This is a genomic window from Micromonospora sp. NPDC048894 (genome assembly GCF_040649765.1).
Taxonomy (GTDB): domain Bacteria; phylum Actinomycetota; class Actinomycetes; order Mycobacteriales; family Micromonosporaceae; genus Micromonospora; species Micromonospora antibiotica.
Genome location: NZ_JBEZFY010000007.1, coordinates 270,926 through 296,092, shown reverse-complemented (window position 1 = coordinate 296,092; position 25,167 = coordinate 270,926). Strand labels below are relative to the sequence as shown.

At 73.3% G+C, this 25,167-nt stretch carries 20 protein-coding genes; 8 read left to right on the top strand and 12 right to left on the bottom strand.

The window, feature by feature from the left end:
- Positions 1 to 3: 3 nt before the first annotated feature.
- The 4 genes from AB0C22_RS18220 to AB0C22_RS18205 are packed head-to-tail and all read left to right on the top strand — an operon-like array spanning position 4 to position 4,863.
- Positions 4 to 960: an NAD-dependent epimerase/dehydratase family protein gene (locus tag AB0C22_RS18220; protein ID WP_219469331.1), complete on the top strand. Its 957-nt coding sequence runs from the start codon at positions 4 to 6 to the stop codon at positions 958 to 960.
- A complete protein-coding gene (locus tag AB0C22_RS18215; protein WP_357536011.1) occupies positions 957 to 2,417 on the top strand; it encodes an oligosaccharide flippase family protein in 1,461 nt (486 codons plus the stop codon). Before AB0C22_RS18220 ends, AB0C22_RS18215 begins: the two co-directional genes overlap by 4 nt.
- Positions 2,402 to 3,604 (top strand): glycosyltransferase, encoded by a 1,203-nt coding sequence (locus AB0C22_RS18210; protein ID WP_357536009.1) that lies wholly within the window; start codon positions 2,402 to 2,404, stop codon positions 3,602 to 3,604. The genes AB0C22_RS18215 and AB0C22_RS18210 overlap by 16 nt, the downstream gene beginning before the upstream one ends.
- 5 nt (positions 3,605 to 3,609) lie before the next feature.
- Entirely contained in the window at positions 3,610 to 4,863 is a 1,254-nt protein-coding gene (locus AB0C22_RS18205) for a glycosyltransferase family 4 protein (RefSeq protein ID WP_219469341.1), read from the top strand.
- Positions 4,864 to 5,078: 215 nt separating this feature from the next.
- Here AB0C22_RS18205 and AB0C22_RS18200 read toward each other — a convergent pair whose 3' ends face one another.
- The 3 genes from AB0C22_RS18200 to AB0C22_RS18190 are packed head-to-tail and all read right to left on the bottom strand — an operon-like array spanning position 5,079 to position 8,621.
- Positions 5,079 to 6,539 (bottom strand): O-antigen ligase family protein, encoded by a 1,461-nt coding sequence (locus AB0C22_RS18200; protein ID WP_357536007.1) that lies wholly within the window; start codon positions 6,537 to 6,539, stop codon positions 5,079 to 5,081.
- A 55-nt stretch (positions 6,540 to 6,594) separates the two neighbouring features.
- Positions 6,595 to 7,581 (bottom strand): SDR family oxidoreductase, encoded by a 987-nt coding sequence (locus AB0C22_RS18195; protein ID WP_357536005.1) that lies wholly within the window; start codon positions 7,579 to 7,581, stop codon positions 6,595 to 6,597.
- Positions 7,578 to 8,621, bottom strand: a complete 1,044-nt coding sequence (locus AB0C22_RS18190) for a polysaccharide biosynthesis protein (RefSeq protein WP_219469350.1) — start codon at positions 8,619 to 8,621, stop codon at positions 7,578 to 7,580. The genes AB0C22_RS18195 and AB0C22_RS18190 overlap by 4 nt, the downstream gene beginning before the upstream one ends.
- A 221-nt stretch (positions 8,622 to 8,842) precedes the next feature.
- On the opposite strand from AB0C22_RS18190, the gene AB0C22_RS18185 reads away from it, so the two are divergent.
- From AB0C22_RS18185 to AB0C22_RS18175, 3 genes are read left to right on the top strand one after another with little or no spacing between them, the layout of a single operon-like run.
- The gene (locus AB0C22_RS18185) at positions 8,843 to 9,646 is read left to right on the top strand and encodes a sugar transferase (protein ID WP_357536002.1); all 804 of its coding nucleotides are present in this window, start codon (positions 8,843 to 8,845) and stop codon (positions 9,644 to 9,646) included.
- Positions 9,643 to 10,599: an NAD(P)-dependent oxidoreductase gene (locus AB0C22_RS18180; RefSeq protein WP_357536000.1), complete on the top strand. Its 957-nt coding sequence runs from the start codon at positions 9,643 to 9,645 to the stop codon at positions 10,597 to 10,599. The genes AB0C22_RS18185 and AB0C22_RS18180 overlap by 4 nt, the downstream gene beginning before the upstream one ends.
- A 5-nt stretch (positions 10,600 to 10,604) precedes the next feature.
- A complete protein-coding gene (locus AB0C22_RS18175; RefSeq protein WP_357535998.1) occupies positions 10,605 to 11,876 on the top strand; it encodes a glycosyltransferase family 4 protein in 1,272 nt (423 codons plus the stop codon).
- Here the strand turns inward: AB0C22_RS18175 and AB0C22_RS18170 are convergent.
- Positions 11,839 to 12,273 carry a hypothetical protein gene (locus tag AB0C22_RS18170; RefSeq protein ID WP_357535996.1) on the bottom strand — a complete coding sequence of 145 codons (435 nt, stop codon included), beginning with the start codon at positions 12,271 to 12,273 and terminating at the stop codon, positions 11,839 to 11,841. The two genes, AB0C22_RS18175 and AB0C22_RS18170, sit on opposite strands and share 38 nt — an antisense overlap.
- A gap of 31 nt (positions 12,274 to 12,304) precedes the next feature.
- On the bottom strand, positions 12,305 to 14,794 hold the full coding sequence (locus AB0C22_RS18165; protein WP_357535994.1) for a Tex family protein: 2,490 nt from the start codon (positions 14,792 to 14,794) through the stop codon (positions 12,305 to 12,307).
- A 258-nt stretch (positions 14,795 to 15,052) separates the two neighbouring features.
- Between AB0C22_RS18165 and dgt the strand changes: the two genes are divergently transcribed.
- The gene (dgt, locus tag AB0C22_RS18160; protein ID WP_357535992.1) at positions 15,053 to 16,564 is read left to right on the top strand and encodes a dGTP triphosphohydrolase; all 1,512 of its coding nucleotides are present in this window, start codon (positions 15,053 to 15,055) and stop codon (positions 16,562 to 16,564) included.
- A 22-nt stretch (positions 16,565 to 16,586) separates the two neighbouring features.
- On the opposite strand, the gene AB0C22_RS18155 is transcribed toward dgt, so the two are convergent.
- The 7 genes from AB0C22_RS18155 to AB0C22_RS18125 form a co-directional block, all read right to left on the bottom strand.
- A complete protein-coding gene (locus AB0C22_RS18155; RefSeq protein ID WP_357535990.1) occupies positions 16,587 to 17,732 on the bottom strand; it encodes an MBL fold metallo-hydrolase in 1,146 nt (381 codons plus the stop codon).
- A gap of 178 nt (positions 17,733 to 17,910) precedes the next feature.
- The gene (locus tag AB0C22_RS18150) at positions 17,911 to 18,930 is read right to left on the bottom strand and encodes a serine hydrolase (protein ID WP_219469364.1); all 1,020 of its coding nucleotides are present in this window, start codon (positions 18,928 to 18,930) and stop codon (positions 17,911 to 17,913) included.
- A 78-nt stretch (positions 18,931 to 19,008) separates the two neighbouring features.
- Positions 19,009 to 20,028, bottom strand: coding sequence for an SDR family NAD(P)-dependent oxidoreductase (locus tag AB0C22_RS18145; RefSeq protein WP_357535987.1), 1,020 nt, complete (start codon positions 20,026 to 20,028; stop codon positions 19,009 to 19,011).
- On the bottom strand, positions 20,025 to 21,209 hold the full coding sequence (locus AB0C22_RS18140) for a zinc-dependent alcohol dehydrogenase (RefSeq protein WP_357535985.1): 1,185 nt from the start codon (positions 21,207 to 21,209) through the stop codon (positions 20,025 to 20,027). Before AB0C22_RS18140 ends, AB0C22_RS18145 begins: the two co-directional genes overlap by 4 nt.
- A 506-nt stretch (positions 21,210 to 21,715) precedes the next feature.
- The gene (locus AB0C22_RS18135; RefSeq protein WP_208568989.1) at positions 21,716 to 22,477 is read right to left on the bottom strand and encodes a succinate dehydrogenase/fumarate reductase iron-sulfur subunit; all 762 of its coding nucleotides are present in this window, start codon (positions 22,475 to 22,477) and stop codon (positions 21,716 to 21,718) included.
- Positions 22,474 to 24,411, bottom strand: a complete 1,938-nt coding sequence (locus AB0C22_RS18130; RefSeq protein ID WP_219469374.1) for a fumarate reductase/succinate dehydrogenase flavoprotein subunit — start codon at positions 24,409 to 24,411, stop codon at positions 22,474 to 22,476. The genes AB0C22_RS18135 and AB0C22_RS18130 overlap by 4 nt, the downstream gene beginning before the upstream one ends.
- Before the next feature lies 1 nt (position 24,412).
- Complete coding sequence (locus tag AB0C22_RS18125; protein ID WP_208569079.1) at positions 24,413 to 25,144, bottom strand: succinate dehydrogenase cytochrome b subunit; 732 nt, start codon at positions 25,142 to 25,144, stop codon at positions 24,413 to 24,415.
- Between the last annotated feature and the right edge of the window lie 23 nt (positions 25,145 to 25,167).

Below are 25,167 nucleotides of genomic sequence, written 5' to 3'. Positions count from 1 at the left end.
TCCATGCGCATTCTGATCACCGGTGGGGCCGGCTTCATCGGCGCCAACCTGGCCCGCGCCGCCCTGGACGAGCCGGCTGTCAAGGAGGTCAGCGTCCTCGATGATCTCTCGGTCGGGCTCCGGGGCAACCTCGACGGGCTGGACGTCGAATTCGTCGAGGGGTCGATCCTGGACCCGGCCGCCCTGGACGCGGCGATGGCGGGTCGGGAGGCGGTGGTCCACCTGGCCGCCCTGCCCAGCGTGCCCCGCTCGCTACGCGACCCGCTGGCCTCCCACCACGCGAACGCCACCGGCACGTTGATGGTGCTGGAGGCGGCCCGCCGGCACGACGTGGGACACGTGCTCGTCGCCTCCTCCTCGTCGGTGTACGGCATGAACCCGGCGTTGCCCAAGGCGGAGCAGACCTGGACCCGCCCGATGAGCCCCTACGCGGCCAGCAAGCTCGCCACCGAGGCGTACGCCCTGGCGCACCAGGCGTCGTTCGGGCTGCCCACCCTGGCCTTCCGGTTCTTCAACGTCTACGGCCCCGGGCAGCGGCACGACCACGCGTACGCGGCCGTCATTCCCCGGTTCACCCACGCCGCCCTGCGCGGCGAACCAGTCGTGGTGCACGGCGACGGCACCCAGTCCCGTGACTTCACCTACGTCGGCACGGTCTGCGACGTCATCCTCGACGCGCTGCGCCGCCGGGTGCACCACCCGCATCCGGTCAACCTCGCCTTCGGGGCGCGGGCCAGCCTGCTCCAGGTGCTCGACGAGTTGGAGGAGCTGCTCGGACGGCCGATCGCCCGGGAGCACGCGCCGCCGCGTACCGGCGACGTCCCCCACTCGCTGGCGGACGACAGCACCCTGCGGCAACTGTTCCCGGACGTCACGCCGGTCCCCCGGGCGCAGGGGTTGCGGGCGACCGGCGCGTGGCTGGCCGCGCGGCTGGGGGTCGCCCCCGCCCCCCTCCGGTGACCCGGGCCGTGGGCCGGCCCGCCGCCGAGGCGGTCGCCGCCGGACCGCCGGTTGCCGGCCCGCCGCCGGCCCCCGCGCCGACGCCGGCTGCGGCGCTGACCGGCACGGCGGTCGTCGCCCCGGTGGCGACGTCCGGCCCACCGTCGGGGCCCGGTCGCGACCGCGCCGTCACAGTGGGCATCGCCACCGCGATGGTGGCCAAGGGGATCGGCCTGGCCGCTCCGCTGGTCATCACGCCCGCCTGCTTCCGGTATCTCGGCGACCAGCGGTACGGCCTCTGGATGGCGATCACCGCGCTCACCGGGATGGCCTGGTTCGCCGATCTGGGGCTGGGCAACGGGCTGCTCACCCGGCTCGGTCAGCTGGCCGACGACCCCCGGCAACAGGCCCGGGAGATCTCCGGGGCCTTCGCCACCCTCGGTGTGGTCGCGGTGCTGCTGCTGGCGACACTCGCGGTGGTCACGCCGGTGGTCCCCTGGGTGGACCTGTTCGCCGTCCGCGACCCGGCCGTCGCCGCGCAGACCACCACCATGGTGCTGATCTGCTTCGGCGCGTTCGCGGTCAACATCCCGCTGTCGGTGATCCAGCGGATCCAGTACGCCCGCGGCCAGATGGTGCAGAGCAACGCCTGGCAGTCGGCCGGGGCCCTGGCCGCCCTGGCCGTCGTGCTGGTCGCCATCGCCGCCGACTGGGGACCGCTGGTGGTCGTCGGCGGCGCGGTGCTGGCCGTGCCGGTGACGAACCTGCTCAACACGGTCACCTACTTCTGGTCCGCCGACCCCGCCAGCCGGCCGGGACCCCGGCTCGTGCACCGGGCCACCGTCGTCGGCCTGCTCCGGCTGGGTCTGCAGTTCTTCGCGCTCACCACGATGTCGTCGATCGCGCTCAACGTGGACAACCCCCTGGTCGCGAACGTCCTGGGGCTGACGGTGGCGGCGCACTACGCGGTCGTCGGAAAGCTGTTCGGGGTCCTGTGGATCTTCGTCGGGCTAGTGGGCATGACGGTCTGGCCGGTCAACGGCGCCGCCCTGGCGCGCGGCGAGGTGGCCTGGGTACGCCGCAACACCCGTCGCATGATGGTGCTCTACGGCGTGATCGTCGGGGCAGTCGGGCTGCTGCTGGTCGGCTACGGCCACCGGCTGATCGAACTCTGGGTCGGCCAGGTCGACCGGTCGACGATCCGGCTCCCCGTCCTCGTCGGGCTGGCCGGCTGGTCCCTGCTGGTCGCGGTCACCTCCCCGCTGATCCTGGTGCAGAACAGCATCGGGCTGCTCCGGCCGCAGTTCGTCGGCTGGGCGTCGTTCCTGGTGCTGGCGACCGGGCTCAAGGTCTGGGGACTGCGACAGTTCGGCCTGGCCGGGCTGCCCGCGGCAGCCTGCGCCGGGTACCTGCTCACCATGGTTCCGGCGGCGCTGGTGGGATACCGGCGGGCCCTCGCCCGGTGCGGACCGTCGTGACCGGCCGGGTCCGGGTGCTGCGGGTCGTGGGTGAGCTGAACTTCGGCGGCACCGAGATGCGTACGGCCGAACTGCTGCCCCGGCTCGCCGCCGCCGGCACCGAGCTGCACCTGGTGACCCTCAGCGACACGGTGGGGCCCGGACCCCTGGCCGACATGGTCACCCGGCACGGCGGCACCGTCACGGCGATCCCGCTCGACCTGCGCTTCCCCGCCCGGTTCCTGCGCCTGGTCGGGAGGCTGCGCCCGGACGTGGTGCACGCGGACTGCGCCAACTTCTCCGGGGTGCCGCTCGCGCTCGGCGCGCTGCGGGGCGTACCCGGACGGGTCGCGCACTTCCGGGGGGACGACAACCGGCCGCGTACCCTGCGCCGCCGGGTCTACCGGTGGATCTGCGGTCGGCTGCTGGGCAGCTGCGCCACCGACATCCTGGGTGTCTCACCCAGTTCGCTGACGTTCGGCTACCACCCGGGTTGGCGTGCCGACCCCCGCTGCCGGGTGGTGCTCAACGGGCTCGACCTCGACCGGCTCCGCCGCCCCAGCCCCGACGACCTGCGGGCCCTGATCGGCGCGGGGCCGGCCGACCTGGTCTGCGTGACCGTGGGCCGGGCCTCGCCCGAGAAACGCCGCTGGCTGTTGCCGCCGATCCTGGTCGCGCTGCGGGAACTGGGCGTGTCCGCGCACGCGGTGCTCGTCGGGCCGGGTGACCCGGCCGACGACGACCGGGTCCGGGCGGCGGCGCACGCCGTCGGGCTCGGCGACCGGGTGCACCTGCTGGGCCCCCGCGACGACGTCGGCGGGCTGCTGCGGCAGGCCGACGTCGTCGTCCACCCGTCCTGCCTGGAGGGGTTGCCCGGGGGAGTGCTGGAACCCGTTGCGGTGGGCGTGGGCACGGTCGCCGCCGACCTGCCGGGCGTGCGCTTCATCGGCGACCGGCTACCCGGGGTGAGCATCGTCGGTGTCGACGCCCCGCCGCACGTGTGGGCGCGGGCGGTGGGCCGGGCGGCGGCGTACACCGCGTCGACCGCCCCGGCGGTGGCCGCCGACCGGTTCGAGCACAGCGTCTTCGCCATCGACACGGCGGCCAGCATCCACCTGGAGATCTACCGACGGTGGGCCTCGGCCCACCCCGGGCGGGACCGGGTGCCACGAGAGAGCAGCCGACCCCCGGTCGGCTCGGGATGGTGAGAGAGATGACCGATCAGAGCATGCTCGTCGGCCGGGAGCCACGGCCGGCCGGCGGATCGACTGCACGGGCCGACCAGCCCCGCCCGCTGCTCGTCGGCGCCTACGCCTTTCCGCACGGGGACGCCACCTCGAACCGCCTGCTGCAACTCGCCCGGTCCGCCGCCCCCGAGGGCAGCCGCACGCTCGTCGTCAACGACTGGCCCTGCGAGCTGGCCTTCCCGGCCCGACCACCCGAGGCGGCCGGCGTCGACCTGGTCACCCTGCGCGTGCGTGGCCGGCACCGGCTCACCCGGCTGCCGGCCCGGCTGGCCCGCCCGGTCCGGGTGCTGCGGGCCGCCCGCCGGCAGGGGGTACGCCGTGGCGACGTGAACGTGGTGCTGCTCCCGATGGCGTTGATGACCCTCGGCAACTGGACGGTGCTGCGTCTGGTGCTGCGCTGCCCGATCGTGGTCGACGCCAGCGAGCGGCACGACCGGCGGCAGTTCCGGCACGGCTGGCTGACCCCGTACTTCGTCCGGCACCGCTGGTCGACGTTCCTGGCCACCCGGCTCGTCGGCCGGGCCACGGCGGTGTCCACCACGTTGGCCGGATACCTCGCGGCGCACGGGCTGGCGGTGCTGGTGGTGCCGCCGCAGGTGGACTGCGACGACTTCCCGACCGGCCGGCCGCCCGCCCTCTCCACCGGCCTGCGGCTGCTCTACGCCGGCACCCCCGCCCGCAAGGACATGCTGGACGTGATCCTGCGCGGCATCGGCCGACTCACGCCGGAACAGCAGCGACGGGTCAGCCTCACCATCGCCGGGGTCACCCGGGAGGCTGCCGCCGCCCACTCCGACCTGGACGTCTCGGTCCTCGACGGGCTCCACGCCGAGGTGCGGTTCCTGGGTCGGGTGCCCCGCGCCACCGTGCTGACGCTGCTCGCGGAGTCGCACTTCTCGATGCTGGTCCGCCCCACCGGGGGATACGCCGCCAACGGCTTCCCGTCCAAGGTGCCGGAGAGTCTCGCCGCCGGCTGCCCGGTGCTGCTCAACCACACCAGCGACCTGGCCACCTACGTGCACGACGGTGTCGAGGGGCTGGTGCTCGCCGGCAACGGGCCGGACGACGTGCGGTGGGCGGTCGAGCGTGCGTTGCGGCTGACCGACGACGACTGGACGGCGATGAGCCGGGCCGCCCGGTCGAGGGCCCGTGAGTCGTTCGACCACCGGGCCTGGCGGGACCGGGTCAGCGCCTTCCTGGCGGCCGACGACCGGAGCTGACCCGGGCGTTCCGACGAGGCGGTGGGCGTCCCGACCGGACGCCCACCGTCGTGCGATCCCAGGCCCGGTACCGAAGCCGGGTCTCAGTTTCTCCGCCGTCGGGTGATCGTTGCGCAGCGCCGTCGGGTGAGCTCAGTGCAGCACCGTCGGGTGAGGTGAGCTCAGCGCAGCGCCGTCGGGTGAGGTGAGCTCGGGGCAGCGCCGTCAGGTCGATGTCAGCGCAGCACCGGCACCGGCCGGCGCGGCACGGCGTCCACCGGGGCGTTGACCTGGTGCGGGTGTGCCGGCGCGGGGGAGGGCTCGACGCCGTCGTCCGCGTCGGCCCGGCGGTCGGGCAGGTGCCGCAGCACACCGGCGGCCACCAGCCAGAACACGTACGGGTAGGTCTGCCCGGTGCCGAAGATGGCCGACTCGGTGATCTGGATCAGCACCCCGGTGACGACGAGCCAGACCAGACCCGAGTCGGCCCGGCGCACCGGTGCCCGCAGCGCGACCCGCCCGACGGCCAGCAGCAGCAGCGCCAGCGGCGCCACGGCGGCGAGCCCCAGCTCCAGCAGCAGTTGCAGGTAGCTGTTGTGCACCACGCTCACCCCGGTCCCGAAGGACTCGTCGAGGCTGGCGAGGGCGAACAGGTGGTTGCGGGACGCGTACCCGAAGCCCAGGGTGGGGCGGTTCTGCCACCACAGGTCGACAGTCGCCTGCCACATCTCGGTGCGGCCGTTGGACAGGTCGCCGCCGGTGGGGTCGGTGAAGCGCAGCACGAGCTGCCGCATCCAGGGGCCGGCGAACAGGATCGGCAGCAGGTTGAACAGGTACGCCACCAACAGCCCGGCGGCCAGCCCGGCGGCGATGCGGACCATCCGGCCCAGCCCGTGCCGCAGCACGACCCAGAGGGCGCCGACGAGCACGGCGATCAGCCCGGTGCGGGACTGGGAGAGCAGCAGACAGGCGACGGCCGGCACCATGCCGAGCAGTTCCGCCCGTCGCCGGGACGCCCGGTAGACCGCCCAGCCCAGCGGGGTGGTCAGGGCACAGACGATGCTGAGCATGTTGGGGTTGTTGTAGAGGCCCTCGAAGCGGTCGGTCTGCGACAGCGCGGCGACGAGGGTGCCGTCGGCGAGCCCGAGGCCGAGGCTGAGCAGGGCGGAACCGCTGAGGACCAGGTAGACCACGCGCAGGTCGGCCAGCATGACCGCCCGGTCCGCCCACCGGCAGCGGATCAGGACGTGCACCAGCGCGGCCAGCAAGAGCAGCGCCACGCCGCGTTGGAGAGTCTCCAGCGGCACCACCGACCAGGTGAAGCTCAGCGTGGCGAGTCCCGCCATCGCCCAGAGCGCGCCGATGAGCAGGCGGGTCCACCGATCGAGCCGGGCCACCGTGCGTCCCGGGGTGCGCAGCGCCCAGACGATCAGGGCGGCGACCGCCGCGTACCGGGGATAGAAGCTGGCCTCCACCAGGGACGGCAGCTTGGACGAGGCGCAGACCAGGAGCACCATGGTCAGGCCCAGCAGCCACCGCCAGCCGTCCATCTGCCGCGCGAGGGCGAACAGCGCGAGCAGCAGCAGAGCCACCGCCCCGACCGCCACCATCGGGACGTTGACGCTGGCGACGGTGGTGACCACCGCGACGACGAACGCCCCGACGATCAGGCACAGTTGACCGACTCGGTTCCCCACGTGATGTCCTTTGACTCCAGCAGGCCGGCGGTGCCGGCGGTGGTCGTTTGGTCCGTCAGCGTGGGACGCCCGCCAGGCCCGGCCGGGCCCGGTCGAGCGCCCAGCGGGACCGGGCGGCGTGCATCGCCGCGATCATGTCCGGCCAGCTCGGCGGACGGTAGCCGGTGACCTGGGCGAGGGCGTCCGCGCACATCGACCGGTCGCAGACGAACTCGTCGTCCGGCACCAGTTCGCCGGGCCATCCGTACACCTCGGCGACCAGGCGAAGCAGGTCGTACTTGGCGATCGGTGCGGCGGCGACGTGGTAGAGGCCGGTCAGCTCCGCCCGGGGCAGGACCACGGTGCGCAGCAGCCGGGCGAACTCCACGGTCGTCACCCCGCTGTAGATGGCCCGGGTGAAACCGTGTACCTGGCTGCGTCGGGAGAGGAACCAGTCGACCAGGGAACGGTTCGTGCCCAGCTCGTGCCCGACGATCGAGGTACGCAGGGTGAGGGCCGACGCTCCCGACGCCTCGCCCAGCAGTTTGGACCGGCCGTAGAGGTCGGGCGGGTCGGGCAGGTCGTCCTCACGGTAGCCGCCCCGGCGGCCGGAGAAGACGCAGTCGGTGCTGACGTGCACGAGCCGGCTGCCGACCTGCGCGCAGGCGTCGGCCAGCAGGTGGGGCAGGAGAGCGTTGAGGGTGACCGTGGGCACCGCGTCCTGCACGTCCGGTCGCTGCTTGATGACGCCGACGCAGTTGACGACGACGTCCGGTCGCAGCTCGTCCACGAGCCGCCGGACGTCGTCGAACTGGGTCACGTCCACGGCCGCGACGATGCGCGCGAGCAGGTGCGCGGGGAACCACCCCGCCCGGTCGTCGATGGTGCGGGCGAGGCCGTGGACGTCGAGATCCGGGTCGTCGGCGAGTTCGCGCAGCACGGCGTGGCCGAGCATGCCGGTGACGCCGACGACGAGGACCCGACGGGCCGGGCGGTCGGCCTGGTGGTCGCTGCGCCGCCGGGGCACCCGGTCGGGCCGACCGGTGTCGGCGGCCGCGCTCATGTCGTCACCACGGCCGCTGCGTGGGCCTGCACCTGCGCGCGCACCTCGGGCAACGTCATCAACAACGACTCGATCTCCGGTACGGACAGCCGGCGGGCGTTGTGCGAGTGGAAGTCGGCCAGGCCACCGTGCTCGACGTCACCCTCCTCGAAATAGAGGGAGTAGTTGAGGTCGCGGCTGTCCACCGGCACCCGGAGGAAGTCGCCGAGGTCCTCGGCGAACGCGAGTTCCTCCCGGCTGGCCAGGGTCTCGTAGAGCTTCTCCCCGTGCCGGATGCCGAGCACGGTGAACTTCGCCGGCACCCCGAACAGGTTGCACAGGGCGGTGGCGAGGTCGCCGATGGTGCAGGCGTCGGCCTTGCGGATGAAGACGTCCCCCGGCTGGCCGAAGGTGAACGCGTGCTCCACCAGATCGACCGACTCGGGCAACGACATCAGGAAACGGGTCATCGTCGGGTCGGTGACCGTCGGCAGGCCGCCGCGCAGGATCTGGTCGATGAACAGTGGAATCACCGATCCGCGCGAGTACATGACATTGCCGTACCGCACGCAGCAGACCCGGGTCCGGGCCGCCGCGTTGTTGCGGGAGTGGGCCTGGGCGACCTTCTCCATCAGCGCCTTGGTCATGCCCATCGCGTTGACCGGATAGACGGCCTTGTCGGTGCTCAACAGGACCAGCGTCTCCACACCGACCCGCTCACAGGCGTCCACCACGTTGGCGCTGCCGAGCACGTTGGTGCGGACCGCCTCGAGGGGGAAGAACTCGCAGGAGGGCACCTGCTTGAGAGCTGCGGCGTGGAAGACGAACTCCATCCCCCGGGCGGCCTTGAGCACACTGTCGTAGTCGCGGACGTCGCCGACGTAGTAGCGCACCCGGTCGTTGCCGAGGCGGTGCCGCATCGCGTCCTGTTTCGACTCGTCCCGGCTGAGCACCCGCACCTCGGCGGCGCCGGCGTCGAGCAGTCGGGAGACCATTGTCTGGCCGAACGACCCCGTGCCCCCGGTGATCAGGAAACGCCTGTCCGAAAGCGAGGGAAGCATATCTCCTCCTGCCTGTTTCCCGGCGGACCATCCTCGGGAATCGCGATCTCGTCAAAGGTGACCATACTGTTGCAATAACGAGACCGGGCGGGCTTCCGGTAAAGGGAGGAACAATCATGTTTCACCTTTACCGGGGATGCTGCGCACTCCATTGTCGACCTGTCCGGGGTGGCGAATGTGAAAGCGCGGATCGTCCTTCGTAAAGGTGGTAGGTGTGTTTCATGCCCAAAGTTGCTGTCCACACGGCACCGCCGCGAGCCGGGGCCGACGGGCGGGGAACCACCCCGACACCCCGGCGGCCGTACGACCGCTGGAAGCGGTTGTTCGACGTGCTCGGCGCGCTCGTCGTGCTGACCGTCGGCGCACCCCTGCTGGCCCTCGTCGCCCTGGTGGTGCTCGTGACGCACGGGCGGCCGGTGCTGTTCCGGCACACCCGGCCCGGCCTGCACGGCGAACTGTTCGACGTGGTGAAGTTCCGCACCATGCTCCACCCCGACCCGGACCGGGGGCTGGTGACCGACGCCCAACGCCTCACCCGGGTGGGTCGTTGGCTGCGGGCGAGCAGCCTCGACGAGTTGCCCGAGTTCTGGAACGTGCTGCGCGGCGAGATGAGTGTGGTCGGTCCCCGTCCACACCTGGTGCGCTACCTCGACCTCTACAACGCCGAGCAGGCCCGCCGGCACGAGGTGCGGCCCGGCATCACCGGGCTCGCCCAGGTGCGCGGGCGCAACGCCCTGAGCTGGGAGGCGAAGTTCGGCTACGACGTCGAGTACGTCGACCGACGCTCCTTCCTGCTGGACCTGAAGATCCTGCTGACCACCGTCCGGGTGGTGCTCACCCGGGAAGGTATCTCGGCTCCCGGTGCCGCCACCTGGCACGAGTTCACCGGCAACGCCCCTGCACCCGTGTCGGCACCGGCCGACGCCCGGACGGACGCGTCGTCGCCGGCCTACGTCCGGCCGGTCGACGGCCCGAGGCCCGTGTCGTCGCCGGTCGACGACCGGGACGCCGCGTACCGCCGATGAGCCGGGTGCTGCTGCTGGGCGCGGGTGGTTTCCTGGGCCGGCACATCGGTGCCGCACTGGCCGGGCACACCGACCTGCGGTCGCCCACCCGGGCACAGTGCGACCTTGTCCGGATGGACCTGCCGGAGCTGACCGCGCTGGTCGCCCGGGAACGACCGGACGTGGTGGTGAGCGCGGCCGGCCGGATCGTCGGTTCCGGGCTCGACTTCGTGCGGGCGCACGTCGTGACCACGGCGAAACTGGTCGAGGCGGTGGCCGTCGCCGCCCCCCGGGCCCGGCTGGTCCGGATCGGCTCGGCCGCCGAGTACGGCGTCGTGCCGCACGGCCTCGCCGTCGCGGAGGACCACCCTGCCGCCCCCGTGAGCGAGTACGGGCTCAGCCACCTGGCCGCGACCCGCCTGGCCGAGCTGGCAGGCGACACCGGTCGCCTCGACACGATCGTACTGCGGGTCTTCAACCCGGTCGGACCGGGGATGCCGGCGGGAAACATGCTGGCCCGGGTGACCGCGATGGTCCGCGCGGCGGCGGCCGACGGGGCGGGTGACCTCGCTCTGGGGCTGCACGACACCTACCGGGATCTCGTCGACGTGCGGGACGTGGCGGCGGCGGTGCTGGCCGCGACGCGGTGCGCCGCGCCCACGCAGCGGGTCGTCAACGTGGGCAGCGGACGTGCGGTCGCGACGCGCGACGTCGTGCGGCTGCTGGCCGACGTGGCCGGTTTCCCCGGGGAGATCCGGTCGGGCGGCTTCCCGCCCGACGCCACCCGCTCGGCCGCGGTGCCGTGGATGTGCGCCGACCTGGACCGCGCCCGCCGGGTGCTCGGCTGGACCCCGGTCCACGACCTGACCGAATCACTGCGCGCCCTGTGGGCGGCTGACGGCGTGCGGCCGACCGGCCCGGTGGCTGACGGCGTGCGACCGACCCGCCCGGTGGCCGGCGTGGCGGCGGGGTGAGAACGATGCGGATCGGCCTGCTCACCCAGTGGTTCGACCCGGAACCGGGCCCGGCGGCCCTGCCCGGGATGCTCGCCCGCGCTCTCGCCGACCGGGGACACGAGGTCCAGGTGCTGACCGGTTTCCCGAACTACCCGAGCGGCCGGCTGGCCCCCGGCTACCGGCTGGCCCGCCGGGTCGACGAGACCGACGGCCCGGCCCGGGTCCGCCGGGTCGCCCTCTATCCCAGCCACGACCGTTCCGCGCCACGTCGGTTGGCCAACTACGGGTCCTTCGCCGTCTCCGCGCTGGTCTCCGGCACCCCGGTGCTGCGGGGTCTGGATGCCCTCTGGGTCGGCAACTCGCCGATCAGCGTCGCCCTGCCGATGTGGTTCACCCGCTACGTGCACCGGGTGCCGGTGCTGCTGCACGTGCTGGACCTGTGGCCCGACAGTGTGCTGGCCAGCGGCTTCCTCGGCACCGGTCGGGTGTCACGGACCGTCGAGCGGGGGATGGCCGCCTGGTGCGGTGCGATGTACCGCAGCGCCGCCCGGGTCGCCCACGTCTCCCCGGGCGCCGCCGAGCTGCTCGCCGGCCGGGGGGTGCCCCGGGAGAAGCTGGTGCACATCCCGATGTGGGCGGACGAGACCCTGGGCGTCCGCGCCACCGACCTGCGCGCCGACCTCGGACTCCAACCCGACCAGGTCGTGCTGGTGTACGCGGGCGCGCTCGGCGAGGCGCAGGGGCTCGACTCGCTGATCGACGCCTGCGCCCGCACCGGCGACCCCCGCCTGGTCTGCCTGATCGCCGGTTCCGGCACCACCGAGGAGCGGCTGCGTCGGCGGGCCGAGGCGGTGGGGGCGGCGAACGTCCGCTTCCTCGGGCAGCTGCCCCGGGACCGGATGCCCGCGTTGATGGCCACCGGTGACGTCCACTACGTGAGCCTGCGGCCCGGTGGCATGTCCGCGTACACGATGCCGAGCAAGGTGCAGTCGACCCTCGCCGCCGGGCGGGCGCTGCTGGTCGCTGCGGAAGGCGACGCCGCCGCGGTGGCCCGGGACAGCGGCGCGGGCATCACCGCCCGCCCCGGTGACCCCGACTCGATCGCCGACGCCCTGCGGGAGGTCTGCGACCTGGGCCGGGAGAAACTGGACCTGCTCGGGCAGGCCGGCCGGGCGCACTACGACCGGATGTTCTCCGTCGCGACGGGTGCCGACCGGGTCGAGCGGACCCTGCACGAGATGGTGGCCGCCGGGCCGGTCAGGGCCAGTCGTCGCCGGCGGCCAGCCGACGGGTGAGCAGGTCGGCCAGCGGGACCGACTCACCGTCGCGTCCGCCCCGGCCGACGACCAGGGGCGGCCGGGCCGGTGGCACGTCCACGCCGAACAGTCTGGCGCGTACGCCCGGCGGCACGGTGAGCAGGAAGAACCGGCCGTCGACGGCGACCGCGCGCAGGCCGGCCCGGTCGACGTACCAGCCGGTCAGGCCGGTCCGGTAGCGGCCCCGTCCGTCGTAGCCCTGGGCCACCAGCCGGGCGGTCCGTAGCCCCCGCCGGGTCGCCTCGGCCGTGAACCGGGCGACCAGTGCCTCGGCCTGCGCGTGCTCACCGTCGCGTTGGCGGGCGTCGGCCGCCGCGTGCGCCCGCGCCGCCCGCTGCTGCTGCTCCCGCCACCCCGTACCGCCGTCACCACCCATGCCGCGACGGTACGCCCACCCCCTCGACCGCTCAGGCCAGGCCCGCCCGGCGCAACGCTTCGGCCATCGCGTCGTTGGCGGGTGCCGGTGCGGAGCCGCCCCGGCCCTGCCGTTGCTGCGACCCGCCCCGGGACCCGCCCCGTTGCTCCCGCTGGCCGCCGGACCCGCCTGTCCCGCTGGACCTGCCCGCGCCGCCTGCCCCGCCGGACCTGCCCGCGCCGCCGGACCCGCCCGCGCCGCTACGCCGGCCGCCCGGCGCGTCACCGCGCCCGCCCTGGAGGGCACCGCGTTCGCGACGCTGCCCGTCGGCCGCCGGCCGGTCACCGCCGGTCGGCACCTCGTCGTCCAACCGCAGCGTCAACGAGATCCGCTTGCGCGGCACGTCCACGTCGAGCACCTTGACCCGCACCACGTCACCGGACTTCACCACGTCGCGCGGGTCCTTGACGAAAGTGTGCGACATCGCCGAGACGTGCACCAGGCCGTCCTGGTGCACGCCCACGTCGACGAACGCGCCGAACGCGGCCACGTTGGTGACCACACCCTCCAGCAGCATCCCGGGGGTCAGGTCGCCGATCTTCTCCACCCCCTCGACGAAGGTGGCGGTGCGGAACTCCGGTCGCGGGTCCCGGCCGGGCTTCTCCAGCTCGGCGAGGATGTCGGTGACGGTGGGCAGGCCGAAGGTGTTGTCGACGAAGTCGGTGGCCCGCAGCCCGCGCAGGATGGCCGACTTGCCGATCAGCGAGCGCAGGTCCTGCCCGGTGCTGGCCAGGATGCGGCGCACCACCGGGTACGCCTCCGGGTGCACGCTGGACGAGTCGAGCGGGTCGGTGCCGCCGGGGATGCGCAGGAAGCCGGCGCACTGCTCGAAGGCCTTCGGGCCGAGCCGGGCCACCTTCTTCAGCTCGGCGCGGGTGCGGAACGGCCCGTTGGCGTCCCGGTGCAGCACGATGTTCTCCGCCAGACCCGCGCCGATGCCGGAGACCCGGGTCAGCAGGGGAGCGGAGGCGGTGTTGACGTCCACCCCGACGCCGTTGACGCAGTCCTCCACCACCGCGTCCAGCGAGCGGGACAGCTTCACCTCGGACAGGTCGTGCTGGTACTGGCCGACGCCGATCGAGCGCGGGTCGATCTTGACCAGTTCGGCCAGCGGGTCCTGGAGCCGCCGGGCGATGGAGACCGCGCCACGCAGCGACACGTCCAGGGTGGGCAGCTCCTGTGAGGCGTACGCGGAGGCCGAGTAGACCGACGCGCCGGCCTCGGAGACCATCACCCTGGTCAGGCCGAGCTGCGGATACCGCGTGATCAGGTCGGCGGCGAGCTTGTCGGTCTCCCGGCTGGCGGTGCCGTTGCCGATCGCGACCAGCTCCACCTGGTGCGCCCCGGCCAGCTTCGCCAGCGTCTCGATCGAGGCGTCCCACTGCCGACGCGGCTCGTGCGGATAGATCGTGTCGGTGGCGACCACCTTGCCGGTGGCGTCCACCACCGCCACCTTCACCCCGGTGCGCAGGCCCGGGTCGAGACCCATGGTGGCCCGGCTGCCGGCGGGGGCGGCGAGCAGCAGGTCGCGCAGGTTGGTGGCGAAGACCCGGACGGCCTCCTCCTCGGCCGCCTGCCACAGCCGGGTGCGCAGGTCGGCCCCGAGGTGGATCAGGATCCGGGTACGCCACGCCCAGCGCACCGTGTCGGCCAGCCACCGGTCGGCGGGCCGCCCCGCGTCGGTGACACCGAACCGGCCGGCGATGGCCGCCTCGTAGCGGGTCGGGCCGGTCGGCGGGGCGTCCGGGTCCTCCTCGGCGTCGGGGGCCATGGTGAGGTCGAGCACGCCCTCCTTCTCGCCCCGGAACATCGCCAGGATGCGGTGCGAGGGCAGCTTCGGGTACGGCTCGGCGAAGTCGAAGTAGTCGGCGAACTTCGCGCCGGCGGCCTGCTGCCCGTCGCGTACCCGGGAGACCAGCCGGCCCCGCGACCACATCTGCTCACGCAGGGTGCCGATCAGGTCGGCGTCCTCGGCGAACCGCTCGATGAGGATGGCCCGCGCCCCGTCCAACGCAGCGGCGACGTCGGCCACCCCACGCCCGGCGTCGACGAACCCGGCGGCCGTCTCCTTCGGGTCCCGGGTGGGGTCGCCGAGCAGCGTGTCGGCCAGCGGCTCCAGCCCGGCCTCCCGGGCGATCTGCGCCCGGGTCCGCCGCTTCGGCTTGTAGGGCAGGTAGATGTCCTCCAGGCGGGACTTGGAGTCGGCCGCCATGATCTGCGCTTCCAGCGCCTCGTCCAGCTTGCCCTGGCTGCGGATCGACTCCAGCACCGCGGCCCGCCGCTCGTCCAGCTCCCGCAGGTAGCGCAGCCGCTCCTCCAGGGTGCGCAGCTGGGCGTCGTCGAGCAGGCCGGTGGCCTCCTTGCGGTAGCGGGCGATGAACGGCACGGTCGCGCCGCCGTCGAGCAGCTCCACGGCCGCCCGCACCTGGCGCTCGGCGACGCCGAGCTCGTCGGCGATCCGCTGATGGACTGACTGGGTCACGATGTTGATCCGCCTTCGTTTCGGGTTCCCTGCTGCATTCTGCCGCCCACCCCCGACGCCGTGCGCCACCCCCGCCGCCCACCCCGTCGCCGGGCCGGCCGCACTGCCGTCGCAGCCCCACCGTTCCCGGCCCCCGGGCCGGCCTGCCGCGCCCCGGTGGCCCGTCGCCCTGGTGGCCCGTCGCCCTGGTGGCCCGTCGGCCCGGGAACCCGTCGCGTGCCGCCGTGCCGGTCGGCCCGCTGCGCTAGCGTGGCGATCATGGAGCAACCTGCGGATCCGCGTGCCCGTCGCCTCTTCGGCGGCAGTGCCCGAGCCCTCGGTGACCTCGCCGCGAGCCCGTTCCGGGCCGACCGGGACCGGATCGTGGCCTCGCCCTTCTTCGCCCGCCTCGGTGGGGTGACCCAGGTGATCAGCCCGGTCGGCTCCGGACTGCTGGTGCACAACCGGCTCACCCACAGTCTCAAGGTGGCGCAGGTGGCCCGGGCGATCGCCGAGCGGCTGACCGCCGATCCGACCCAGCGGGACCTGCTGGAGAAACTGGGTGGCTGCGACCCGGACGTGGTGGAGGCCGCCGCCCTCGCCCACGACCTCGGTCACCCGCCGTTCGGGCACCTGGGGGAGCGGGTGCTGGACCGGTTGGCCCGGCAGCGGCTCGGGCTGGCCGACGGATTCGAGGGCAACGCCCAGTCGTACCGGATCGTCACCAGCACCGAGATCCGGGGGGCCGCCACCACCGGTCTCGACCTGACCGCCGCCGTGCGGGCGGCGATGCTGAAATACCCGTGGACCCGGCTGGACCACCCCGACCCGCACCCCCGGCACCTGCGTCCCGCCCCCCGGGGCGCCGCCGCCCCACCGGACGACCCGGACAGCGGCTCGGCGAAGTTCGGCGCGTACGGCACGGAACTGGCCGACCTGCGGCAGGCCCGCGCCCCGTTCACCGGGCGGATCGCGCAGTGGCAGCAGACCGTCGAGGCGTCGGTGATGGACACCGCCGACGACATCGCGTACGCCATCCACGACGTGGAGGACTTCTACCGGGTGGGGGTGCTCCAGCAGGGCACCGTCGCCGCCGAGCTGATGGCCTGGCAGCGGGAGGGCGGGCACCTGCGCGCGGTCACCGACCCGGCGTTGGCCGGTGCCGCCCGCCGGCCCGGCACGGCGATCGAGGCGCTGCGCCGGCAACTGCACCGCAAGGACGCCTGGATCGCCGACGACGACGCATTCGCCGCCGCCGTCGAGCACGTCCGCGAGGAACTGGTGGACGGGCTGCTGGCGTTGCCCTTCGACGGGTCGATCGAGGCGGAACAGTACGTGGCCCGGTTCTCCGTCCGGTGGACCACCCGGCTGGTCGACGCGATCACGGTGACCGCCACCCCGGACGTGCGCTCCGGCCACGTGCAACTGGCCCCGGCGCAGTGGCACGAGGTGCAGGTGCTCAAGTTCGTCCACCACCGCTTCGTGCTGGCCCGCCCCGACCTGGCCCTGCACCAGCGGGGCCAGGCCCGCCTGCTGGACACCCTGGTCGACGCGCTCTGGCAGTGGCTGCTCGACCCCGAGGAGGAGTCCCGGCTGCCCCGCCGGCTGCCCGACCTGGTCGAGCTGGCCGAGGCGGAGCTGCACCCGCGTACCCCCGACCGGATCGGCCGGGCCCGCGGCCGGGCCATCGTCGACTTCGTCGCCCAACTCACCGACGGTCAGGCCGTGGCGATGCTGGACGTCCTGTCGGGTCGCTCCGGGGCGCTGTGGACCGACGCCTTCGTGCTCTGAGCGGCGGGCGGTGGGCGCGCGGTCAGGCGATCGTCTGCCACCAGCCGTCGACCGGCGGCGGGTCGGCCACCACCACCCGCTCGCCGGGCCGGGGCACCGCCAGCCGCACGCCGTGCGCCTTGGCCTCGGCCCAGAGCCGGTCCACCGGCTCGGACCAGTCGTGCAGGGCCAGGTTGAAGGTGGCCCAGTGCACCGGGACGAGCAGGTCGCCGCGCAGGTCGAGGTGGGCGGCGACGGCCTCCTCGGGGAACATGTGGATGCCCGGCCAGGCCCGGTCGTACGCGCCGATCTGCATCAGCGTCACGTCGAACGGCCCGTGCTCCGCGCCGATCTCGGCGTACCCGTCGAAGTAGCCCGAGTCGCCGGTGTAGAAGACCTTCCGGTGCGCCCCGGCGACCACCCACGAACTCCACAGCGTGCCGTCACGCCGCAGCCCCCGGCCGGAGAAGTGCTGGGCGGCGGTCGCGGTGATCTCCAGGCCGCCGACCCGGTGCCCCTGCGACCAGTCCAGCTCGACGATCCGGTCCTCCGGCACCCCCCACCGGTCGAGGTGCGCGCCGACGCCCAGCGGCACCAGGAACGGCGCCGACTGCCGGCGCACCAGCTCCCGGACGGTTGCCATGTCGAGGTGGTCGTAGTGGTCGTGGGAGATCAGGATCGCGTCGACGGTGGGCACCTCGTCGAGGCGTACCGGGGGCTCGTGCAGCCGCTTCGGCCCCACCGCGGCCGACGGCGAGCAGCGGTCGCTCCACACCGGGTCGATCAGCACCCGGTGCCCCTCGATCTCGACCAGGGTCGAGGCGTGGCCGTACCAGACGATGCCCAGCTCACGGTCGACGTCGGTGGTCGGGGCCGGGGCGGGCCGCACCAGCGGGACCGGGGCGGTGGGGCGGCGACGCTGCTGGCCGAAGAGCAGCTCCCGGAGCAGGTTGCGACCGGGGTCACCGCCGGGCATGGTGCGGGTGGCCACCCGGTTGTGGAAGGTCCCGTCGCGGAACTGCGCCGACCGGGCGGCCCGTTGCGCGCGTGCGCCGGTCAGCCGGCCGCCCAGCGCCGCCGGCACGTCCCGCGCCGTCCAGGCCAGGCCGGCGACCGCCGCCAGCCCCGCCACCTGCCACAGCCGACCGCCGAGCCTCCGCTCGACCGCGCGTTGCGCTGGTTGCCCCATGTGTCGTCCCCCTCGCCGGTGTCCCGCACTACACGGTAGTCACCACCGGCGGCTCCCGCCCACGCCGACCCTCGGACCGCCCCCGCTTCCCCGGGCCGGTCGGTGGGGGACGGGGCCGGGGGCGGCCCGGACGCCGGGCCGTGGGAGGTCCGGGTGGCGGGACGGACGGCAGGGCCGGTCAGCCGCCGTTGCTGGGTCGTTGCCGGGCCACCCGGTGCCGGGGCGCGTCCGCGGTGCCCCTGAGCTGCGCGGTGGCGTCCAGGAGGAACCGGCCGAGCCGGGCCCGGGCCTGCACCACCGGGTGGGTGGCGCCGAAGTTGTCCCGGTCGGCCTGGCCGTCGGCGAAGAGGACGTAGGTCAGCACGGCCGCCCCGGTGGTGTCGAAGACCACACCGGCCTCGTGCCGGGCGTCGACGAACCAGCCCGCCTTGGTGGCCACCCGGGCCCGCTCCGCCGAGGACATGGTGCGCCGGATGCCGTCGGTGAAGGCGACCGGGGCGCGCAGCAGCTTGAGTACGAGGGCGGTCGACGACGGCGACAGCAGGGTGCCGGCGACCAGGGCGCGCAGCAGCGCGTGCGTCTCCCGGGCGGTGCTGGTGCCCAGATAGAACCGGTGCGGGTCGGACAGCGGCTGCACCTGGGTGTTGGGGAAACCCTTGGCGGCCAGGGTGCGGTTGATCTCGGCGGCCGGGCAGACCAGACCGCACAGCCGCGACGCGGTGTCGTCGGAGACGGTGAGCAGGTTGGCCAGCACGTGCCCGACCGTCACCGAACTGGGGTAGGCGGTGTCCAGGACGAAGATGCCGTCACCGCCGGGCACCACGGTCGAGGCGGCCACCTCGACCCGCTGGTCGAGGGTGAGCAGCCCTCGGTCGATCTTGTCGAGCACTGCGACGGCCACCGCGATCTTGTTGACGCTGTACGCCTCGACCCGCCGGTCGGCGGACTCGGAGACCGCGACCAGCGGGGTGACCCCGTTCTCCAGGCTGAGGTGGACCTGCCAGTTGCCGCCGGTCAGCGACTTCTCCCGCTGGAAGGCCGCAGCGATCCTCGGGGCGACGAGCTCGGGGCTCGCCGCGGGGGCAGCGGACTTGCCGGGGCGGCCGGCGGCCGATGCCGGTGTGCCGACGAGTACCGCCCCGGCCGTGGCGGCCGTGCCGAGACCCAGCGCCGTCCTGCGGTTCACCCTGCTGGTCACGTCTCTCCCGTCGAGCGGTGCCCGGAGCTGTCTCCGGGGCACCACTCTAGGTGGGCGGACCGGCCCGTGGGGGGCTGCTCACCGCCGCCGACGCCGGGCCGCCCCACCCGCCGCGAGTGCCGTCCCGACCGCCAGCGCCGTCCCGGCCGCGACCGCCGCCCCGGCCGCGACCGCCGTCACCGCCCGGCCGGTCGGGGCACCGGCCCGGCGCAGCAGGTCGGACAGCTCCGGCAGCCACCCGCCGCGGACGGCCGCGCCCGCCGGGTCCGGGGAGAAGACGACGCCGTCGTGCGGGGCGACCGGCTGCCCGGTCAGCCCGCCGCGCCGCATCAACGGCCCGACGAGCGCGTCGTAGACGCCCGGCAGGAGGGTGAAGCCACCCCGCATGAGCAGGTTGACCCGGCCCACCGACACCTCCCGGCGGGGCCGGTCGGCCAAGCACGCGACGGCCCGGGCCACCCGCTGCGGGGTGGTGATCGGCAGCGGTGGCCGGCCGGCCCGCCCCAGGTAGTTCGCCGCCCGTTGGTAGACCGGGGTGTCCACGCTGCCCGGGGTGACCAGGCAGACGTGCACCCCGGGCAGGTCCCGGGCCTCCTGCTGCACCGAACGGACCAGCCCCTGAAGGCCCCACTTGCTGGTCACGTAGCCGCTCATGTAGGGGGCGGTGACGTGCCCGAGGACCGAACCGGTGAGGATCAGGGTGCCCCCGCCGGCCGCCCGGAAGCGGCGCAGCGCCACCCGGACGACGCCGGCCGCGCCGAGCAGGTCGGTGCGGACCACCTGGTCGAAGACCTCCGCCGGGATCTCCTCGAACCGGCCGTACGCCATCACCGCCGCGGTGTGCACCCACACGTCGATCCGACCGAACTCGCGTACCGCCGTGTCGGCCAGGGCGTCGAGCGCGTCGGGGTCGGTCACGTCGGTGGGCACCGTGCGTACCCGGTCCGCGCCGGCCGTGCGGCACTCCCGGCGTACCTCGGCCAGGCTGGTGGGGGAGCGGGCGGCGAGGACCAGCCGGTCCCCGCGCCCGGCGAACTCCCGGGCCGCCGCGCGGCCGATGCCGCTGGTGGCACCGGTGACCACCACCACCCGACTCACGGAGCCAACACGACCTTGACGCAGCCGTCCTCCTTCTTCTGGAACATCTCGTACGCCTTCGGCGCGTCCACCAGCGGCACCCGGTGGGTCCGCAGGTCCTCCACGCCCAGCGGGTCGTCGTCGCCGGACAGCAGCGGCAGGATCTCGTCGGTCCACCGGCGTACGTGGCACTGACCCATCCGCAGTTGGATGCCCCGGTCGAACATCTCCATCAGCGGCATCGGGTCCCCCTCGCCGCCGTACACCCCGGAGATCGAGACGGTGCCGCCGCGCCGCACCGCCTTGAGGGCGGCCTTGAGCACGGTCAACCGGTCCACACCGACCTTGTCGATCATCTTCTCGGCCAGCTTGTCCGGCAGCAGCCCGGCGGCGTGCTGGGCCAGCTTGCCGCTGGTGGAGCCGTGCGACTCCATCCCGACCGCGTCGATCACCGCGTCCGGGCCGCGCCCGTCGACCAGGTCGACCAGCGCGCCGGGCACGTCGTCGAGCTGGCTGACGTCGAGCGTCTCGATGCCGTGCCGGCGGGCCATCTCCAGCCGCTCGGGCACCAGGTCCAGCCCGATCACCCGGCCCGCGCCGAGGTGCCGGCCGATCCGGGCGCAGAACTGCCCGACCGGGCCGAGGCCGAACACGGCCAGGGTGCCACCGGGCGGGGTGTCGGCGTACCTCACCGCCTGCCAGGCGGTGGGCAGGATGTCGCTGAGGTACAGGTAGCGCTCGTCGGCCCCGGTCTGCGGGATGACGATCGGGCCGAACTGCGCCTGCGGGACCCGCAGGTACTCGGCCTGCCCACCGGGGACCGAACCGTAGAGGGAGGTGTAGCCGAACAGCGACGCGCCCTTGCCCTCGGCGGTCACCTGGGTCGTCTCGCACTGGGCGAAAAGCTGCCGCTCGCACATCCAGCAGTGCCCGCAGGCGATGTTGAACGGGACGACCACCCGGTCGCCGGGCTTGAGTCGGGTCACCCCGGAGCCGACCTCCTCGACGACGCCCATCGGCTCGTGCCCGAGGATGTCACCGGGCTTCAGGTACGGCCCGAGCACCTCGTACAGGTGCAGGTCGGAGCCGCAGATCGCGGTCGAGGTGATCCGGACGATCGCGTCCGTCGGCTCCTCGATCCGGGGGTCCGGGACCTCGTCCACCCGGACGTCGCGCTTGCCGTGCCAGGTCAGTGCCTTCATCGCTGAGTCCCCTCGCCGTGCCGTCGAGGGGTCTGCTACCCGAGCGGGGACGCTTGAACCGGCCACCGGCCAGCCAAGGTCGGCGGCCCACCGAGCCGTGATCGTCCCCTGCCCCGGCCCCTGCCCTGATCGTCCCCTGCCCCGGCCCCTGCCGTGATCGTCCCCTGCCCCGGCCCCTGCCGTGATCGTCCTGGACCACCGCCGTGATCGTGCTCGGTCCTTGCCCGTGGTCGTCCCCGGTCTCCGTCGTGATCGCGCTCGATCCTGGATGTAGTGGCCTCATGGCGTGCGGAGGCCACTACATCCAGGATCGAGCCCGCAGCCCGCAGCCCGCAGCCCGCAGCCCGCAGCCCGCAGCGCGGGGCCCGGAGCGCGGGGCACGCTGGGTGTGGGGCGTGGGGCGTGGGGCGGAGGCGTGGGGGCGGGACGGAGCGACCGCCGCACCCCTCGGTCGGGGGTGCGGCGGTCGGAGGGTCCGGAGGCGGCCGGTCGGACCGTCGGTGGGGTCAGGAACCGGGGGTGTCGCCGCGCTTGGCGGTGGCGGTGAGGTAGTCCCGGTTGAGCCGGCCGATGGTGTTCAGCGGGATGCCCTTGGGGCAGACCGCGGTGCACTCGCCGGCGTTGGTGCAGCCGCCGAAGCCGGCCTCGTCGTGCGCGTCGACCATGCCGATCACCCGGGTGTAGCGCTCCGGTTGGCCCTGCGGCAGCAGCGACAGCTGGGTGACCTTGGCGGCGGTGAAGAGCATGCCGGAGCCGTTGGGGCAGGCCGCCACACAGGCCCCGCAGCCGATGCAGGCGGCGGATTCGAAAGCCGCGTCGGCGTTGGCCTTGGCCACCGGGGCGGCGTGCGCCTCGGGGGCGCTGCCGGTCGGCGCGGTGATGTAGCCACCGGCCGCGATGATCTTGTCGAAGGCGTTCCGGTTGACCACCAGGTCCTTGATCACCGGGAACGCGCGGGCCCGCCACGGCTCGATGTCGATCGTCTCGCCGTCTTTGAACTGCCGCATGTGCAGTTGGCAGGCGGTGGTGCCGCGCTGCGGGCCGTGCGCGTCCCCGTTGATCATCAGGCCGCACATGCCGCAGATGCCCTCGCGGCAGTCGTGGTCGAACGCGACCGGCTCCTCCCCGGAGAGGATCAGCCGCTCGTTGAGCACGTCGAGCATCTCCAGGAACGACATGTCGGGGGAGACGTCGTCGACCGGGTAGGTCACCATCCGCCCCTTGTCCTGGGGGCCGGACTGACGCCAGATGCGCAGGGTCAGGTTCACTTGTAGCTCCGCTGCGTGGGGTGGACGTACTCGAACTTCAGGTCTTCCTTGTGCAGCACGGCCGGCTCACCGGTGCCGGTGAACTCCCAGGCCGCCACGTAGGCGAACCGGTCGTCGTCGCGCTGCGCCTCACCGTCGGGGGTCTGGTGCTCGGCCCGGAAGTGGCCGCCGCAGGACTCCTCGCGGTGCAGGGCGTCGATGCACATCAGCTCGGCCAGCTCGAAGAAGTCGGCCACCCGACCGGCCTTCTCCAGCGACTGGTTGAGCCCTTCGCCGTCGCCCGGCACCCGGACCCGCTGCCAGAACTGCTCCCGCAGTGCCCGGATCTCGTCGATGGCCTTGCGCAGCCCGGCCTCGGAGCGCTCCATGCCGCAGTGCTCCCACATGATCTGACCCAGCTCCCGGTGGAACGAGTCCACCGTCCGGTCGCCGTTCACGGCCAGCAGCCGGGCGATCCGGTCCTCCACCTCGCGCCGGGCCTGCACCGCCGCCGGGTGGCTGGCGTCGACCTTCTCCCGGGGCCCGGACGCCAGGTAGTGGGCGATCGTGGTGGGCAGCACGAAGTACCCGTCGGCCAGGCCCTGCATCAGTGCCGACGCGCCGAGCCGGTTCGCGCCGTGGTCGGAGAAGTTGGCTTCACCGATGACGAACAGGCCGGGGATGGTCGACTGGAGGTCGTAGTCGACCCACAGCCCGCCCATCGTGTAGTGCACGGCCGGGTAGATCCGCATCGGCACCTGGTACGGGTCCTCGCCGGTGATCCGCTCGTACATCTCGAACAGGTTGCCGTACTTGGCCTCGATGGCCTTGCGGCCGAGCCGGTCGATCGCGTCGGAGAAGTCGAGGTAGACCCCGAGCTTGGTCGGCCCGACGCCCCGGCCCTCGTCGCAGACGTTCTTGGCGGCCCGGGAAGCGATGTCCCGGGGGACCAGGTTGCCGAACGACGGGTAGATCCGCTCCAGGTAGTAGTCCCGCTCGTTCTCGGGAATGTCCCGGGGGGCGCGGTCGTCGTCCTTGTTCTGCGGCACCCAGACCCGGCCGTCGTTGCGCAGCGACTCGCTCATCAGGGTCAGCTTGGACTGGTGGTCGCCGGAGACCGGGATGCAGGTCGGGTGGATCTGGGTGTAGCAGGGGTTGGCGAAGTACGCGCCCTTGCGGTGCGCCCGCCAGGAGGCGGTGACGTTGCAGCCCTTGGCGTTGGTGGAGAGGTAGAAGACGTTGCCGTAGCCGCCGGAGGCGAGCACCACCGCGTCGGCCATCTCGGTGCTGATCTCACCGGTGACCATGTCCCGCACCACGATGCCCCGTGCCCGGCCGTCCACGACGACCAGTTCCAGCATCTCGTGGCGGGTGTGCATCTCCACGTTGCCCAGGCCGATCTGCCGCTCCAGCGCCTGGTACGCGCCGAGCAGCAACTGCTGGCCCGTCTGGCCCCGGGCGTAGAAGGTGCGCTGCACCTGCGCGCCGCCGAAGGAGCGGGTGTCCAGCAGCCCGCCGTACTCGCGGGCGAACGGGACGCCCTGGGCGACGCACTGGTCGATGATGTTGACCGACACCTCGGCGAGCCGGTGCACGTTCGACTCGCGGGAGCGGAAGTCGCCGCCCTTGACCGTGTCGTAGAAGAGCCGGTGCACCGAGTCGCCGTCGTTGCGGTAGTTCTTGGCCGCGTTGATGCCGCCCTGGGCGGCGATCGAGTGTGCCCGGCGCGGGCTGTCCTGGTAGCAGTAGCTGCGGACCCGGTAGCCCTGCTCGGCGAGGGTGGCGGCGGCGGAGCCACCGGCCAGGCCGGTGCCGACCACGATCACCGTCATCTTGCGCCGGTTCGCCGGGTTGACCAGCTTGGCCTCGAAGCGGCGGGTCTCCCAGCGCTTTTCGACCGGGCCGTCGGGAGCCAACGTGTCGGCGATCGGCTCGCCCTCGGTGAAGAGTTCCATGTCAGGACACCAATCCGGTGAGTACGGCGAACGGGACCACCAGGTAGCCGGCGCAGAGCACGACGGCGAAGACCAGCGCGGCGGTACGGGCCCGGCGCTCGCCCCGGGGGGTCTGCTGGCCGAGGCTGCGCAACGCGGAGAACACCCCGTGCCGCAGGTGGAAGCCGACGGTGACGATCGCCAGCGTGTAGAACAGCGTCACGTACCAGCGGTCCGGGGCGAAGTCGGCGACCACGTTGCCGTACGGGTTGCTGGCGTCGCCGACCGGGTTGAGGGTGCCGGTGGTCAGGTCCAGGATGTGGTAGATCACGAAGAGCAGGATGATCACGCCGCCCCAGCGCATGGTGCGCGCGGCGTAGCTGCCCTGGACCTTCTTGCGGTGGGCGTAGCGCACCGGGCGGGCGGCGCGGGCCCGGACGGCCAGCACGGTCGCCGCCCAGATGTGCCCGAGTACGGCCACCACCAGCGCGGTGCGCAGGATCCACAGGAACCAGACCCCGGGCAGCAGCGGCTTGCCGATGTCGCGCAGCCAGTGGGCGTAGTGGTCGAACGAGGTCTCGCCGGTGAACACCTTGAGGTTGCCGAGCATGTGGGCGACGAGGAACAGCACGAGCATGATGCCCGTCACCGCCATGACGGCCTTGAGACCGACGTTCGAGCGGATGGGCGACCGAGTTTTCGTGATTACCACCTGACCGACGCTAGGAGCCCTGCAATCAGTCGTCCAATGCATCGACCTCGCAGTCTCGATAGCCA